Below are 15,271 nucleotides of genomic sequence, written 5' to 3' on the forward strand. Positions count from 1 at the left end.
TGCCCGTTACCTTTTTTATGTTACTTTTGAATCGTTAGAATTTTAGCCGAAATAGCAACTTCATCCCAAGTTTTACTTACCCCGTCCGGACCGGTATGCAAAGCTAAACAAGCCTGATGCAATGATTCCAATGCATCTTGCGTCTGCCAGATATTAAGATCCATTTTTGTGTCAATAAGAATTGTGTCCTGGCTCATTTCGTAGCTAAAAGGGAGATCCTTGGTTAGTCCGTTCATGGTAAGAGCAAGATTTCCCGTATTTTCATTTTCAACAGAAAAAACACCTTTTAAACTTAGCGTGTTTTCCATGATGGCAAAAAAGAATGTATTCAACTTTGAATCCCGGATCGTATCATTGGTAAAAATACTGGAAACAGGAATTTCAAATTCAAGCCCTTCCAAAGAAGCAGGGGCTGAGGTTGCTTCATTCATATTTTTAATATTTATTTCTTTAAAAGTTCCTTTAACGGGAACTTTGTCGGTTGTTTTATACGCTGTCCACTGAACAGTTGAATTTAGTGCATCGATAACGTAGGATGTTTGGGCTGCAGTTTTTTCAACTGATTTTTTTTCCTTTTCACAGGATAATAGAATAAGAGTAAAAATTGCGATTAGTGAATAAGTAAGGATGTTTTTCATGTTTATTTTTTATCGTTGTTAGTAGTAATTTGTTTATAAAACTTTTTCTCCCGAATATTTTTCAACGAGCCGTATGTATTCTCGCTTGGCATCGTCTTCAGAGATATTGGCAATTTGAAAATAGGCATTTAACTTAAAGGCATTTCTCACCATGTCATCGCCCGATGGTATTACCATGGAATCCTTTGTAGTTGCATGCTTGTAATAAGAGTAGAACTGCAGCATAATGTCGGGCGGCAGTTTTTTAGTCATGGCCGAAGCAATCTCAAATGCTTTCTTAAATCTTCTATCTAAATCATCCATTATTTAGAAGCCAGAATGGTTTCCCCTCCTTTGGTCTTTTGGTTCAATTCCACTTTAATTTTCATATCCAAAGGTACAAAAATATCTATTCTGGAGCCAAACTTGATAAAACCAGCATCTTCTCCCTGAATTACCTGTTGCCCTGTTTTAGCATAGTTGACAATTCTTCTGGCAACCGCTCCTGCAATTTGGCGATATAGTATATCACCAACACGCTGATTATTAACGACAATAGTGGTCCGTTCGTTGTCTTCTGAAGATTTGGGGTGCCAGGCTACAAGGTATTTTCCGGGATGGTATTTGCTGTAGGCCACCTTACCTGAAACCGGATACCTCGTTACATGAACATTAAGCGGAGACATAAAAATAGAGATCTGCTTTCTTTTTTCCTTAAAATATTCATTTTCTTCCACATCTTCAATAACCACAACTTTTCCATCCGCAGGCGCAATGATATGGTCATCATTCAATACAGTATTTCTTTTTGGGTCTCTGAAAAATTGAAGGATCAAAACAAAAATAACCAGTAAAAGAATCATCAATGTTTTTTGTAACCAGAAAACATGGATAAAATTATCGATCAGTAACAAGCCTCCCACCAAAAGGAGGGCAGCAACTAATATGATTTTAAAACCTTCTTTGTGAAACATTATGTTGTAAGGAATAAGTAAATAAAAACAAATGGCGTAGCAAAGATAATACTATCTAATCTATCTAGAAAGCCACCATGCCCCGGAAGCAGGTTACTGCTGTCTTTGATCTTAGCCTGGCGCTTGAACATGGATTCAATAAGATCTCCAAATACACCAAAGATACTAATGATAATGGCAATGGTAAACCATTGCACCGGCTGAATGCTCTGGCAATACTTTGCAACAAAATAGCCTGCGATAAAAGTAAAGATAAACCCACCTAAGAATCCTTCAACTGTTTTATTGGGAGATACTCTTTCGATCAGTTTGTGCTTTCCAAAGTTCTTGCCTATTAAAAAAGCAAAGACATCATTACTCCAGATTAAGATAAAAATACCAATGATGATAGAAGTGTCAAAACTGCCTTCAAAATTTAGATAGGGTATTTTGATCAACAGGGAAAATGGTATCGCTATATACATCAGGGTAAGAAAGTTTTTCCCCAAATATTGCCTGGCAACCTTTCTCGACGAAACTAGGGCGAGAATAAAGGTAAAATAAACAAGCATGATAAAAATTGACAAAATAACCTTATGGGAAAAATCATCTTCAAATACCACAAGGTTATTATTTGAGATCACAGCTGCAAGAAAGACTGATGCCCCCAAAAGATAAGGGTAGATGCTATTTAGTTCAATAATTCGAATGAATTCATAAATGCAGATCATCATAAAAACCAGAAACAAACTGTAAAAGAATACTGCACCCAAGACAGAGGAAGAAACAACAAGACCGGCGTAAAGGAGGCCAAAAATAATTCGTTTGGTAAAGTTGTTCATGAATTTATAAATCTTCTAACAGCAGCAAATATAGAGTTTTGGAATTAGTGTTTCCATAACTCATGAAATCAGTTTCTGTCTTGTTTATAATAAAATCTTTAATAGAACTGATGATCGTAGGTGAATTCTTTTCAGATCTGTTCCTAATACCTGATATTCCATCCCTTGAATCCTTTACTATCTGACTTGTTTTGGCATAAACAATGAAGTTACTGGGAAGGTCCTTTAATTTTTTATCTTTTAATTGTTTGGAAGAAAACATAATGCTGCCATCATTGGCAATAAGACATTCACATTGCGTCATAAAGGGTAGAGAAGGGATGATTTTACTTGTTTTTGCACTTTGTATGGTTGTGAGTAATTCCCTTATTTCATCATCAAAGGTGACCACGTTGTTCCATTGATTCTCCTGAAGAACTTGAACCAAATTCTTTTCTGCTTCTTCAACATCGGCACAATACAAGAATTTACCTCCTTTGTGTATAAACTTCTTTACGAATTGTTCATCAACAGAAAGGCCATCTTCCTGTCCATTAGCTTTTTCACTTTCCTTTTTTTGAGAAGTTTTAACTATGTTTTTTAAAAATTTATTAAAAAAACTCATAATCAATTTGTATGTTCCAAATGTACAAAAACACTTTGATTATTTCGAGTTTTCCTCAGCAATTTCCTCTTTAGGACTTGTCTTATCCGTATCTTTAGAAGTTCTTTTGCTCTCTTCTATTTCTTTGCTAAAAGGCCTTTCCCCAAAGATCTTTATAAGGTCACCTTCAAAAATAACTTCCTTTTCAGTCAAAATTTCTGCCAGTTCGATCAGTTTATCTTTATGCTTTTCTAGTATTTTAATAGCTCTTTCGTACTGTTTTTCAATGATTTTTGAAATCTCTTCATCGATCGTCTGTGCCGTTCTTTCACTATAAGGCTTGGTAAAACCATATTCATTCTGACCGCTTGAATCGTAATAGGTTAGATTTCCTATTTTATCATTCAGCCCATAAATACTGACTATGGCTCTTGCCTGACGTGTTACTTTTTCCAGGTCGTTTAATGCTCCTGTCGAGATCCTGTCAAACATTACTTTTTCTGCGGCCCTTCCTCCTAAAGTGGCACACATTTCATCCAGCATCTGATCAGTTTCAACAATTTGCCGCTCTTCGGGAAGGTACCAGGCGGCCCCAAGCGATTTCCCCCTTGGAACAATAGTTACTTTGACCAAAGGAGCTGCATGTTCCAGCATCCAGCTTACAGTGGCGTGTCCGGCTTCGTGATAAGCAATGGTCTTTTTCTCTTTGGTGGTAATGATTTTGTTTTTCTTTTCCAAACCTCCGACAATTCTGTCAACAGCATCCAGAAAGTCTTGGTGATGAACACTTTTTTTACTTTTTCTTGCAGCAACTAGTGCCGATTCATTACACACATTTGCAATATCTGCTCCTGAAAAACCCGGAGTCTGTTTTGAAAGAAAATCAAGATCAACATCCTTGGCCAGTTTAAGTGGTTTTACATGTACGTCAAAGATCTGTCTTCTTTCATTCTTGTCCGGAAGATCTACATAAATCTGGCGATCAAACCTACCTGCTCTCAAAAGAGCCTTATCCAAAACATCGGCTCTGTTTGTGGCTCCGATAACGATTACATTGACATCGGTTCCAAAACCGTCCATTTCTGTAAGTAATTGGTTCAGGGTATTCTCTCTTTCATCATTTCCTCCGGTGATACTGTTTTTTCCACGAGCCCTTCCGATAGCATCAATCTCATCTATAAAAATGATCGATGGCGATTTGGCTGCCGCTTGTTTAAACAGGTCCCTAACTCTTGAAGCACCTACACCCACAAACATTTCCACAAAATCCGACCCCGAAAGTGAAAAGAAAGGAACGCCAGATTCTCCGGCTACTGCCTTTGCCAGCAATGTCTTACCGGTTCCGGGAGGACCGACCAAAAGGGCTCCCTTGGGGATCTTTCCTCCCAAAGCGGTATACTTATCAGGGTTTTTCAAAAAGTCAACGATCTCCTGTACTTCTTCTTTAGCTCCTTCCAAGCCCGCAACGTCTTTGAAAGAGGTTCTTACTTTAGTGTTTTCATCAAAAACTTTAGCTTTTGATTTTCCAATATTGAATATCTGTCCACCGCCGCCGCCGCCGCCAGACATTCTTCTCATAAAGAATATCCACAGGCCTATGATAAATATAAATGGTAACCAAACCAGGAAAGAATCAAAAAAACTTGTCCTTGTAGTATTGTCCTTGTCAAAATCCAAATCAAATTCAGCTTTGGCTGTCGACAGGTTATTTTCAAAATTTTGAAGATCACCAAAATCATAAATATAAATCGGGGAGGTCTGACCAAAAATTGAAGGGTTTTTAGATTTTTTGTATTTATCCTTGCTGTTCAGGGCTTCACTCTTGATGGTAAGCTGAGCAATGTCACCGTTAACAATAAGAATTGTTTCAATGTCATTGTCATTGAGGATCTCCTTAAATTCATTTTGTGTTAACTTGTTACTTGCCAGATCAGAACTATTTAGAAGCTGATAGCCTATCAACAAGGCAAAAATGATCCCATAGATCCAATAAAAATTGAACTTAAAATTAAATTGTTTAAATGGGCTATTATTGTCTTTATTTGAATTTTCTTTTTTCATGAGATAAGTTTAACGATTGCTGCTTGCTAATAAGCAGTTTCAATGTTTGAGATTTTTCCATCACCCCAAAGTTCTTCAAGGTTGTAAAATTGCCTAACATGTTTTTGGAAAACGTGAACCACGACGTTAACATAGTCGAGTAAGATCCACTCTGCATTGGCTTCTCCTTCTACATGCCAGGCTTTGTCCTTAAGACTTTTACTGACATTCTTTTGAATAGAAGCTGAGATAGCACTTACCTGAGTATTGGAAGTACCATCACACAGAATAAAATAATCACAAACAGTATTTTCTATTTCCCTTAGATCAATTATTGAAATATTTTCACCTTTTACATCTTCAATTCCCTTAATAATTTCGGTAATTAAGAGATCTGAATTAACTATTTTCTTTGTCATTAAATTGTTTCAAAATTTCTTGCAAATGTATTACATTTTTATCACTTTAGATGTTCTATAATCGCAATATTACAAATGTATCTATTCAAACTTGATGCCACAGATTCTACAAATTCTTATTTGAAGGAAATGTCCAAAAATAAGGAGTTGGGAAAATGGACGGTTGTTACAGCCGACTTTCAGTCTCAGGGCAGAGGTCAGAAAGGTGCGGTGTGGCAATCCGATAAAGGTAAAAATCTAATATGCAGCATTTTAGTTCGATATGATGACTTTGATGCTGAAGATCAATTTATGATTAATTGTGCCGTTTCAGTAGGGATTTATCACTATTTGAGTCGTTATAGTTTACCAAAACTTGCTGTAAAGTGGCCTAACGACATTATGTCAGTTTCAAAGAAATTGGGTGGTATTTTGATCGAAAACACCATATCAGCAAACAAGATCAGTCAAAGTATTATTGGAATAGGAATCAATATCAACCAGGTTAATTTCCCAGCAGATCTTCCGTTGGCAGTTTCAATAAAAAACATCACAAAAACTGAAACACCACGGGATGTTTTTTTACAGGATCTGTTAAACGCAATCCAAAATAAATTTGAACTCATCTTTGAAAAAAAGTATGATGAACTATGGAATCAATATGAGGCCTGTTTATACAGAAAAAACAAACCACATATGTTTGAAAACGATCGAGGGGAACAATTTATGGGAATTATCCGGGGTGTTACAAAGCAAGGAATGCTCCGGATAGAGAGGGATACTGAATCAACAGAAACCTATGATTTTAAAGAAGTCATATACATGTAAACCGTTTGTGCAACAGATCACTTCTGTTCAATATTGCCAATAAGGGTGTCTATAAATTTTTGAAGTGGCTTTTTAACCATCATCGCTACCATTGGATTGAACTCTCCGTCAAATAACAATTGCACATTACTTGATGATTCTGAATTTTCTTCGATATCTGCGGTAAGACTAAACGGGAATTTCTCACTGGTTGAACCAAGAACTATCTTTTTTGGAGCATCGACCTGTTTTAATTTGAGTTCAATTTCGGGCATACCCTTAAGCGCGAATAAAAATGATTCCTCGCCTGCTTCAAACTTATCGATGTTTTCGGGCATGATATGCTCGAAATTGCCAACTTTAGAGAGGTAATTAAAAATTTCTTCACTTGATTTTTGCACGGTAACTTTGGGACTTTCTAAATTCATAGTATTAAATGGCATTCCATTCCGCCGGATCTTGCCTCCAGTTTTTCAATGTTGTTAATTGCTTTGTATTGATGAAATTTGTTTCAAGGGCCTGTTCAAGAAGGCTGTCATAATCACTTAAGGTAGTGAGTTCAACGTGAGAATCTTTAAAATTCTTTTGAGCGACATCGAACCCATAGTCGAAAATGGCGACCATTCCAATGACTCTTGCTCCGGCATCCTTTAATGCCTTTACGGCATTGAGGCTGCTTTTACCTGTACTGATAAGATCCTCAATAACCACAACGTTCTGTCCTGTGTCAAGAAACCCTTCTATCTGGTTTTTCCTGCCATGTTTTTTTGGTTCAGGCCTTACATATATAAAAGGAATACCCAATTCCTGAGCCACCAAAACGCCTATGGCAATAGCTCCGGTGGCTACCCCGGCGATCAGGTCGGGCTGACCGTGTTTTTCAAGAACGATTTTTGCAAGGTTTTCACGCAGGTAATTTCTAATCATTACATACGATAATGTGATTCGATTATCGCAATAAATTGGAGATTTCCATCCTGATGCCCAGGTAAAAGGATCCTCAGGTTGCAATTTTATCGCTTTTATCTGTAAAAGCAATTCAGCTGTCTTTTTTGCTGTATTTTTGTCAAAAATCATGGTGCAAATGTATACAATTTTTAAGAATGATGTATCAATTATTTTAACAGATGATCTAAATCGTATTGGCACAAAATCTTATCTATTATGGAAGGAGCTACAAGGTGAAAAGGTACTTGACCAATTACTGTCTCTTGGTCTAAAGAGTGTTTTTATTTACCATCAGGATCTGGCAGTCATGTGGAGAGGTTTTAAAAATGAATTCAAAATAATAGAGGCTTCGGGAGGAATCGTAAAAAATAATTTTGATCAGTTTTTGTTCATCTTTAGACTAGGAAAATGGGATCTTCCAAAGGGCAAGATTGAAAAAGGAGAAACCAAAGAGCTTGCTGCATTGCGTGAAGTTAAGGAAGAGTGCGGTTTTAAGACTCTTTTTTTGGGTAGGGAAATCGTACCAACCTGCCATTTATATACTGAGGGCCAACATGAAGTTCTAAAGATTTCCTATTGGTATGAAATGTATTCCACTGACACTGAATTGACACCACAAACCGAAGAGGATATCACAGGGCTTAAATGGGTTGGGAAAGATGAATTGAACCTTGTACTGGGTGATACATATCCCAGTATCAGTCTGCTTGTCGATGCGTATTTATCGGCTGCCCAATAAATAAGCCTGGATAAATGACATCCGATTAGAATATAGTATATTTGCCGCTTTTCAAAAATCATACAGATGACCGAATTTATTAGCAAACAATTACCGAATGTAAAGAATGATGTGTTGTCAGGGATTACTGTTGCCCTGGCCCTTGTGCCGGAGGCGGTAGCTTTTGCATTTGTTGCCGGGGTAGACCCCTTGGTGGGATTGTATGCAGCTTTTATGGTAGGGTTGATCACTTCTGTTTTTGGAGGAAGGCCCGGGATGATATCAGGGGCCACGGGAGCTTTGGCTGTTGTTATGGTGAGTTTGGTGGCCAGAGGAAATGACCTGGGAGCACCGGACGAAAACCTTGGCTTGTATTATTTGTTTGCCACCGTTATATTGATGGGATTTATTCAGATCACGGCAGGGGTGTTAAAACTTGGGAAATTCGTCAGGCTTATTCCACACCCTGTGATGATGGGCTTTGTTAACGGATTGGCCATTGTGATTTTTTTGTCACAATTAGGCATGTTTAAAAAACAAGTAGGGGGTGAAAAGGTCTGGCTACAGGGCATGGAACTATACCTCATGATTGGTTTGGTAGGCCTTACCATGCTCATGATGTGGGTTTTACCGAAGTTTAAGCTAACGGCTAAAATGCCTGAGGCTTTGTTGGCAATTCTGACCATATCGGCTGTGGTTATCCTATTCAAATTTGATGTGGCAACTGTAGGATCATTTATCAGAGAAGGAGGAGGAGAAGGATTAAAAGGCGGGCTTCCCAAATTTCAATGGGAGATCTTTTCGAAAGTCCCCTTTAACTGGACCACAATAAAATTTATTTTTCCATACGCACTTATTTTGGCAGCCATAGGCCTTATAGAATCCCTGATGACCCTTAATTTAATCGATGATCTCACTGATACCAGAGGAAATGGAAATAAAGAATGTTTGGCACAGGGAAGTGCAAATATCGTTACCGGTTTGTTCGGAGGTATGGGAGGCTGTGCCATGATTGGTCAGTCGATTATCAACATCAAATCAGGAGGAAGAACCAGACTTTCAGGAATTGTTGCCGCTTTAACGCTTTTGGCCTTTATTTTGTTTGCATCTTCTTATATAGAGCAAGTACCGATTGCAGCTTTGGTCGGGGTGATGTTTATGGTGGTAGTGGGAACTTTTGCCTGGAGTAGTTTTAGAATTATAAATAAAGTGCCCAGGTCGGATGTGTTTGTCATCATTTTAGTCTCTGCCTTAACGGTTATTTTTGACCTTGCCATCGCTGTATTCGCAGGCGTGATTGTAAGTGCACTGGTTTTCTCATGGGAAAATGCCAAGAGGATCAGGGCCAGGAAAAGAATGAGAGAAGACGGAACCAAGGTCTATGAAATATGGGGCCCACTATTTTTCGGGTCAATATCTGCTTTTAATCAAAAGTTTGATCCTAAAAATGATCCAGATCACGTAGAGATTGATTTTGTTGAATCGAGGATTAGTGACCATTCGGCGATTGAAGCCATATTAAACCTGGTCAAGAAATATGAAGCCGAAAACAAAACCATTCATTTAAAGCATTTAAGCGAAGAATGTAAAGCCCTGTTGTATAAATCTGATCCAAGGTTTCATCAGATCATTATTAATGATATCGATGATCCGAGGTATCATTTGGCTGCTAATCCTGAAGAATTCCCTAAAAGCCTTTCAGAATATCATCTTTAAATCGTTTGAACTAAGGTTTTACGTCTTTGGGAACGAACATGGACACATCTCCATTGTTCCCCAGGATATCTCTGACGATGCTTGAACTGATATAAGAAGTATCTGCGCTTGTCAATAAAAATACCGTTTCGATATCAGACATTTTTCGATTGGTTTGGGCAATGGCCTTTTCAAATTCAAAATCAGCGGGATTGCGAAGGCCTCTTAAGATAAATTGACTGCCGACTTTTTTACAATAATCTATGGTTAAGCCCTGATAGGTATCTACAATCACTTTGGGTTCATGAGCATAGGTCTTTTCAATGAATTTACGTCGTTCTTCCAAACTAAACATATATTCTTTCGACGAATTTGTTCCGATGGCAATAATGATTTCATCAAAAAGAGGAAGGCCCCTGTCAATGATATCAGTATGCCCGAGCGTAAGAGGATCAAAGGATCCTGGAAAAACAGCGGTTTTTTTCATGTTATTTCGTTTTGCAAGCTTAATTTGAATTGATGGTACTCTCAAACAGGTCTGACAGGGAAATACCTGCTTCCCTGGCTTGCTTGGGTAAAATGCTTTCTGCCGACAAGCCGGGTACCATATTGAGTTCTATAAAATGTGGTTCATCACCTACAAAAATAAAATCGGCTCTGGACAGGCCTTTTAACCTCATCTTTTGGTAGATTTTCCTCGCCATTTCACTGACGTTCTTTTTTTGTTTTTCTGATATTCTGGCCGGGGTGATCTCCCTTGATTGCCCCAGATATTTAGCTTCGTAATCGAAAAAGTCATTATCTGAATCAATCTCGGTTATTGGAAGGACCAAAATGTCCCCCTGCCACTTTATAACACCAACAGAAACTTCAATCCCATCCAGGAACTGTTCAATGAGAATTTCATCATCCTCATCAAAAGCTTTTGTCAGGGCGGGTGAAAGTTCTTCTTCTTTGTACACCTTGCTGATTCCAAAACTGGAACCCGCTCTGTTTGGTTTAACGAAACAAGGAAGGCCAACGGTTGATTTGATTTCGTCAAAAGCAAGATCTTCTCCTTTATTCAAATAGATCGATCTGGCAGTTCTAATGCCATAAGGTTTAAGCAAACTAAGGCAGTCTCTTTTATTAAAGGCAACTGCCATCTGGTAAAAAGGAGCTGAAGAATGCCTGATACCCAAAAGATCAAAATAGGCCAATATGGTTCCGTCTTCTCCGGGATGCCCGTGTATTGCATTAAAAACGAAATCAAATTTTGTTTTATAACCATTTACAGTGGTCGTGAAATCTGCCATGTTCATAGGATGTTCCCTTTCATTTTCATCCTGATACACCCACTTTTCCCTTAAAATCAGAATACGGAAGACATTGAATTTGTCTTTATTTAGATTTTTATAAACCACATTTCCACTTTGGATTGAAATTCCCGCTTCAGAAGAGTATCCTCCCATGATAATGGCTATATTTTTTTTCATTAATACTTGTTCTTAAGGCTGAGCCAGTTGATATGAACAAACTTACAAAAAAGACTTCAAACACGAATCGGCAGTCTGTATGTTATCAATTTTTAAAGTATATTTGACAAATTTTATTTGAGAAATGAATGTACTGCAATACTTGAAAAGTAAGGAGTTTTTAAGAACGCTTATTCTAATGATTGCCATTTCCCTCATGCTCTTATTTGGACTGGTTAAATGGTTGGGATATCACACCAAACACGATGAAAAGATAGAGGTTCCGAATTTGGAAATGCTAAGTTTGGCAGAAACGGAAAAGATTCTTGAAGAATTCAAATTGAATTATGTCGTTATTGATTCGGCCAGTTTCAATCCTAAATTTCCACCAAAATCTGTTATAGAGCAAAATCCCATGCCAGGTGATTTTGTCAAAGAGAACAGAAAGATATACCTCACTTTAAATCCTTCTGATTACAGAAAAGTAACGGTTCCAAACGTATTGGATCAAACAAAAAGGCAGGTGGTAATTCAGTTAAAGTCCCTGGGATTCCGAATTGGAAAGGAAAGGTTTGTAAAGGATCTGGGAAGGGATGTGGTAAGAGGCCTGGAGATTGGGAGTAAAAATGTAATGCCGGGAGATCGTTTACCTAAAAACACAGTAATAGACCTTGTTTTGGGTGATGGGCTCGTAGACAGAGATTCTATCAAATAAATCAATTAAACTATAGAATGTCAGCTAAAGAGATGAATGAAAATGAGGAACATATCACAGTCGATGATGAGTTATATGAACACTTTAAATTTGTTGCCAGTGAAGGTCAGGAACCCTTAAGGGTTGACAAGTTTCTGATGAATTTCATAGAAAATGCCACCAGGAATAAAATTCAACAGGCTGTAAAGGCCGGCAACGTTCTGGTAAATGATGCAGTGGTTAAGGCAAATTACAAAGTTAAGGCTCAGGATATTGTCAGGGTTGTTCTGGCACATCCCCCGCATGAGAATTTGCTGGTTGCAGAAAATATTCCCATAGATATCATCCATGAAGATGAAGAAGTGATTGTGCTCAATAAACCCGCTGGAATGGTGGTTCATCCAGGCCATGGAAACTACAGTGGAACGTTAGTGAACGGTCTGATCTATCATTTTCAGGGTTTACCAAAAAACAGCAATGAAAGACCCGGTCTGGTCCACAGGATTGATAAGGATACCAGTGGTTTGCTGGTCGTAGCCAAAACCGAGTATGCCATGGCAAATCTGGCGAGTCAGTTTTTTGAGAGAACGACTGATCGCGTTTACCAAGCATTGGTTTGGGGAAGTTTAACCGAAGATCAAGGAACTATTACCGGCAATATAGGAAGAAGTTTAAAGAACAGGCTCCAGATGGATGTATTTCCCGAAGGTGATTTTGGCAAACATGCAGTTACTCACTACAGGGTTTTGGAACGGTTTAGCTACGTGACCCTGGTGGAATGTAAATTGGAAACCGGAAGAACCCATCAGATAAGGGCGCATTTTAAGTATTTGGGACACCCTTTATTCAATGACGAAAGATATGGTGGAGAAAGAATTTTAAAAGGAACCACTTATACCAAATACAAACAGTTTGTAGACAATTGTTTTAAGATCCTTCCCAGGCAGGCGTTGCATGCCAAAACCCTTGGATTTGAGCATCCGGTAAGCAAGGAGAAATTATTTTTCGACTCTGAAATTCCCGAGGATATGAAGCAATGCATTGAGAAATGGAGAAAATACACAGTCAATCAAAACGAAATCTGATCTGAATTTAATATAAAGTCAAATGAAAATAGTGATTTCACCCGCAAAGTCTCTTGATTTTGAATCAAAGGCTCCTACCAGTGATTTTAGTCAAGGCATTTTTTTGAAACAAGCTGAAAGACTAAATAAAATTTTAAGAAAAAAGTCTGCCCGCAGTTTATCCAAGCTGATGTCGATATCTCCTGCTTTAGGGCAATTGAACTTTGAGAGAAACCAGGAATGGGAACTTCCTTTTGATCTTGACAATGCAAAGCAGGCAGTGTATGCATTTACCGGGGAAGTATACCGAGGTCTGGATGTCAATACGCTTCCTGCAGAAGATCTCTCGTTTTTACAGGAACATTTAAGGATCTTATCGGGCCAGTATGGCATTTTAAAACCACTGGATCTTATACAGCCTTATCGTTTGGAAATGGGTACGAAGTTACAGGTAGGAGTGAAACCTAATCTGTATAAATTTTGGGATAAGCAAATTGCCCAAGCCTTGAATAAGGAAATGTCTAAAGGTGAATTATTGATTAATTTAGCCAGTAATGAATACTTTAAAGCGATTGATAAAAATGAATTGAAGGCCGCAGTTATAACTCCTGTTTTTAAAGACTTCAAAAATGGTAAATACAAAATAATCGCGACCTTTGCCAAACATGCCCGAGGGCAAATGGTACGCTATATTGCCGAGAATAAGATCAATGATATAGAGGGGCTTAAGGGCTTTCATTATAATCATTATGCCTTTGATGAGAATTTATCCAGTGAGACGGAACTCGTATTCACCAGATAGGTTTACAATTTAACATTTACTGGACTGCTCATGTCGTTGTTTCTGCTCACCGCAATGATCAAAAGGCTGGTCCCGGCTTTCAGTATCTTCTTGGGAATCACCAGAGAAGTTTCACCTGTAAGGCTTAGGATATTAGAAGCCTTGTTTATATTGTGCACTTCATTTTCGTCGAAGCGATAAATGAGGAATTTTACTGCCTGATGCTCAGTTTTCTCAGACATAAGGTCCCATTCCAAGACATACTGTTTGTTTTTAAGTTTACGCAACCTGGCATTGATCACAGGTTGAGGTGTGAATTTTTCTTTTTTATTGGCTACAGGTTGTAATGCAGGTGTTTGAAAATATTTTTGAGTCAGCACGTCATTGATGTTGAACGGGTTTTTCGCTAATGATGCAGCGCTAAAAAAAACACTTCCCTTGATTTGTGAAATACTGGAATTAAGATCGAGTTGTCGTTCGATCTGTGTAGGATTTTGAAGATTCCAGGCCTTGTCTTCTTTTTTGTCTGCAAGCCTGTATAATCCATGTCCTATAAAAAGATTGGTATTAAAGGAGTTGGCTGCCCACCATTGGACTATTTGTCCATAGTCAACTTTCTCATGGCCCATGTGCCAATAGACTTGAGGCAGGATATAGTCTAACCACCCTTTTTGCATCCATAAAAGAATGTCGGCATAAAGATTGTCGTAGTTTGTCTGGCCGGCTTCAGTAGCCGAACCTCTTCGGTCATCCGAATAATTTCTCCAAACTCCAAAGGGACTGATGCCGAATTGAACCCAGGGTTTAATATTTTTGATTGTCATATATAATTCCTGTATAATCCTGTCGACATTTTGCCTTCTCCAGCTATCCCTTTGGTTGGGATATAAGTCTCCGCCAAAAGTTTTAAAACTCCTGTGATCATCAAATTCCTGATCTTTGATTTGATACGGATAGAAGTAATCATCAAAATGTATGGCATCAACATCGTAATTCTGAACGATGTCAGTTACGATTTTTTTAGTATGTGCCCTGACTTCGGGTATTCCCGGATCAAAGTATTTGTTGTTGCCATAATTTATAAACCATTCTGGTTTTTCATAAGTAAGTGGAAAAGGGTTTGACCTGAATTCCTGATAGTTTACCACTGCCCGATAGGGATTTAGCCAAGCGTGTAATTCCATGCCTCTTTTATGGGCTTCCTGAATCATAAAGGCCAAAGGGTCATAATAAGGGGAGGGGGCTTTATTGTTTGTTCCGTTCAAATAAAATGACCAAGGTTCATATTTTGAATTGTAGAAAGCATCTGCCGAAGGTCTGACCTGGAATATGACGGCGTTGAAATTCATGCTTTTAAAAAGGTCCAGCATGTCAATGATTTCTTTTTTTTGTTGATCAACACTGAGGTTTTTATTGCTGGGCCAGTCAATATTGCCCACAGTGGCCACCCAAACACCCCTGAACTCTCTTAAAAGTTTTTCCTGAGCAAGTGCAACAGTGACATTGAAAACCAGAATTAAAATGAAAATAAATGATTTCAAAATGGTGATTGGAATGAATTAATGTATAAGCCAAAAATAGGATCTTATTTGGCCAATTACAAGAACATTGTTTAAATATTAACTGTAATTAAACAAGTCAATAAAGGCCTGCTTTCAGACTGTTTATGTCAGTATG

Annotated in this window: 18 protein-coding genes; 6 read left to right on the top strand and 12 right to left on the bottom strand. The window is 38.1% G+C overall.

What is annotated here, in order from left to right; genetic code table 11:
• Positions 1 to 20: 20 nt before the first annotated feature.
• The 7 genes from AABB81_RS00495 to rsfS are packed head-to-tail and all read right to left on the bottom strand — an operon-like array spanning position 21 to position 5,454.
• Positions 21 to 638 (bottom strand): YceI family protein, encoded by a 618-nt coding sequence (locus tag AABB81_RS00495; RefSeq protein ID WP_342157883.1) that lies wholly within the window; start codon positions 636 to 638, stop codon positions 21 to 23.
• Between the two features lie 33 nt (positions 639 to 671).
• Positions 672 to 941 (bottom strand): acyl-CoA-binding domain-containing protein, encoded by a 270-nt coding sequence (locus tag AABB81_RS00500; RefSeq protein ID WP_342157884.1) that lies wholly within the window; start codon positions 939 to 941, stop codon positions 672 to 674.
• On the bottom strand, positions 941 to 1,591 hold the full coding sequence (locus AABB81_RS00505) for a phosphatidylserine decarboxylase family protein (RefSeq protein WP_342157885.1): 651 nt from the start codon (positions 1,589 to 1,591) through the stop codon (positions 941 to 943). The genes AABB81_RS00500 and AABB81_RS00505 overlap by 1 nt, the downstream gene beginning before the upstream one ends.
• On the bottom strand, positions 1,591 to 2,412 hold the full coding sequence (locus AABB81_RS00510; RefSeq protein ID WP_342157886.1) for a phosphatidate cytidylyltransferase: 822 nt from the start codon (positions 2,410 to 2,412) through the stop codon (positions 1,591 to 1,593). The genes AABB81_RS00505 and AABB81_RS00510 overlap by 1 nt, the downstream gene beginning before the upstream one ends.
• Before the next feature lie 4 nt (positions 2,413 to 2,416).
• A complete protein-coding gene (locus AABB81_RS00515; RefSeq protein WP_342157887.1) occupies positions 2,417 to 3,016 on the bottom strand; it encodes an LUD domain-containing protein in 600 nt (199 codons plus the stop codon).
• Between the two features lie 39 nt (positions 3,017 to 3,055).
• Entirely contained in the window at positions 3,056 to 5,056 is a 2,001-nt protein-coding gene (gene ftsH, locus AABB81_RS00520) for an ATP-dependent zinc metalloprotease FtsH (protein WP_342157888.1), read from the bottom strand.
• A gap of 26 nt (positions 5,057 to 5,082) precedes the next feature.
• Positions 5,083 to 5,454, bottom strand: coding sequence for a ribosome silencing factor (gene rsfS, locus AABB81_RS00525; protein WP_342157889.1), 372 nt, complete (start codon positions 5,452 to 5,454; stop codon positions 5,083 to 5,085).
• Between the two features lie 75 nt (positions 5,455 to 5,529).
• Here rsfS and AABB81_RS00530 point away from each other — a divergent pair, with 75 nt between their 5' ends.
• Positions 5,530 to 6,261, top strand: a complete 732-nt coding sequence (locus tag AABB81_RS00530) for a biotin--[acetyl-CoA-carboxylase] ligase (RefSeq protein ID WP_342157890.1) — start codon at positions 5,530 to 5,532, stop codon at positions 6,259 to 6,261.
• 17 nt (positions 6,262 to 6,278) lie between these two features.
• On the opposite strand, the gene AABB81_RS00535 is transcribed toward AABB81_RS00530, so the two are convergent.
• Together AABB81_RS00535 and pyrE are read right to left on the bottom strand one after the other, a co-directional pair.
• Positions 6,279 to 6,668, bottom strand: coding sequence for an SRPBCC family protein (locus AABB81_RS00535; RefSeq protein WP_342157891.1), 390 nt, complete (start codon positions 6,666 to 6,668; stop codon positions 6,279 to 6,281).
• Positions 6,669 to 6,672: 4 nt separating this feature from the next.
• On the bottom strand, positions 6,673 to 7,317 hold the full coding sequence (pyrE, locus tag AABB81_RS00540) for an orotate phosphoribosyltransferase (RefSeq protein ID WP_342157892.1): 645 nt from the start codon (positions 7,315 to 7,317) through the stop codon (positions 6,673 to 6,675).
• 7 nt (positions 7,318 to 7,324) lie between these two features.
• On the opposite strand from pyrE, the gene AABB81_RS00545 reads away from it, so the two are divergent.
• Positions 7,325 to 7,927 (top strand): NUDIX hydrolase, encoded by a 603-nt coding sequence (locus tag AABB81_RS00545; RefSeq protein ID WP_342157894.1) that lies wholly within the window; start codon positions 7,325 to 7,327, stop codon positions 7,925 to 7,927.
• Positions 7,928 to 7,993: 66 nt separating this feature from the next.
• The gene (locus AABB81_RS00550) at positions 7,994 to 9,622 is read left to right on the top strand and encodes a SulP family inorganic anion transporter (protein WP_342157895.1); all 1,629 of its coding nucleotides are present in this window, start codon (positions 7,994 to 7,996) and stop codon (positions 9,620 to 9,622) included.
• A gap of 10 nt (positions 9,623 to 9,632) precedes the next feature.
• On the opposite strand, the gene coaD is transcribed toward AABB81_RS00550, so the two are convergent.
• Both coaD and AABB81_RS00560 read right to left on the bottom strand, forming a co-directional pair.
• A complete protein-coding gene (gene coaD / locus AABB81_RS00555; protein ID WP_342157897.1) occupies positions 9,633 to 10,088 on the bottom strand; it encodes a pantetheine-phosphate adenylyltransferase in 456 nt (151 codons plus the stop codon).
• A gap of 19 nt (positions 10,089 to 10,107) precedes the next feature.
• The gene (locus AABB81_RS00560; RefSeq protein ID WP_342157898.1) at positions 10,108 to 11,076 is read right to left on the bottom strand and encodes a D-alanine--D-alanine ligase; all 969 of its coding nucleotides are present in this window, start codon (positions 11,074 to 11,076) and stop codon (positions 10,108 to 10,110) included.
• Positions 11,077 to 11,200: 124 nt separating this feature from the next.
• On the opposite strand from AABB81_RS00560, the gene AABB81_RS00565 reads away from it, so the two are divergent.
• Genes AABB81_RS00565 through yaaA form a run of 3 tightly spaced genes read left to right on the top strand, consistent with a single transcriptional unit; the run spans position 11,201 to position 13,615 of the window.
• Entirely contained in the window at positions 11,201 to 11,770 is a 570-nt protein-coding gene (locus AABB81_RS00565) for a PASTA domain-containing protein (protein WP_342157899.1), read from the top strand.
• Positions 11,771 to 11,787: 17 nt separating this feature from the next.
• Positions 11,788 to 12,834, top strand: coding sequence for an RluA family pseudouridine synthase (locus tag AABB81_RS00570; RefSeq protein WP_342157901.1), 1,047 nt, complete (start codon positions 11,788 to 11,790; stop codon positions 12,832 to 12,834).
• Positions 12,835 to 12,856: 22 nt separating this feature from the next.
• On the top strand, positions 12,857 to 13,615 hold the full coding sequence (gene yaaA / locus AABB81_RS00575; protein ID WP_342157902.1) for a peroxide stress protein YaaA: 759 nt from the start codon (positions 12,857 to 12,859) through the stop codon (positions 13,613 to 13,615).
• A 2-nt stretch (positions 13,616 to 13,617) separates the two neighbouring features.
• On the opposite strand, the gene AABB81_RS00580 is transcribed toward yaaA, so the two are convergent.
• Positions 13,618 to 15,135, bottom strand: a complete 1,518-nt coding sequence (locus AABB81_RS00580; RefSeq protein ID WP_342157903.1) for a glycoside hydrolase family 10-like protein — start codon at positions 15,133 to 15,135, stop codon at positions 13,618 to 13,620.
• Between the last annotated feature and the right edge of the window lie 136 nt (positions 15,136 to 15,271).

It is taken from the genome of Lutimonas vermicola (genome assembly GCF_038433205.1).
Taxonomy (GTDB): Bacteria; Bacteroidota; Bacteroidia; order Flavobacteriales; family Flavobacteriaceae; genus Lutimonas; species Lutimonas vermicola.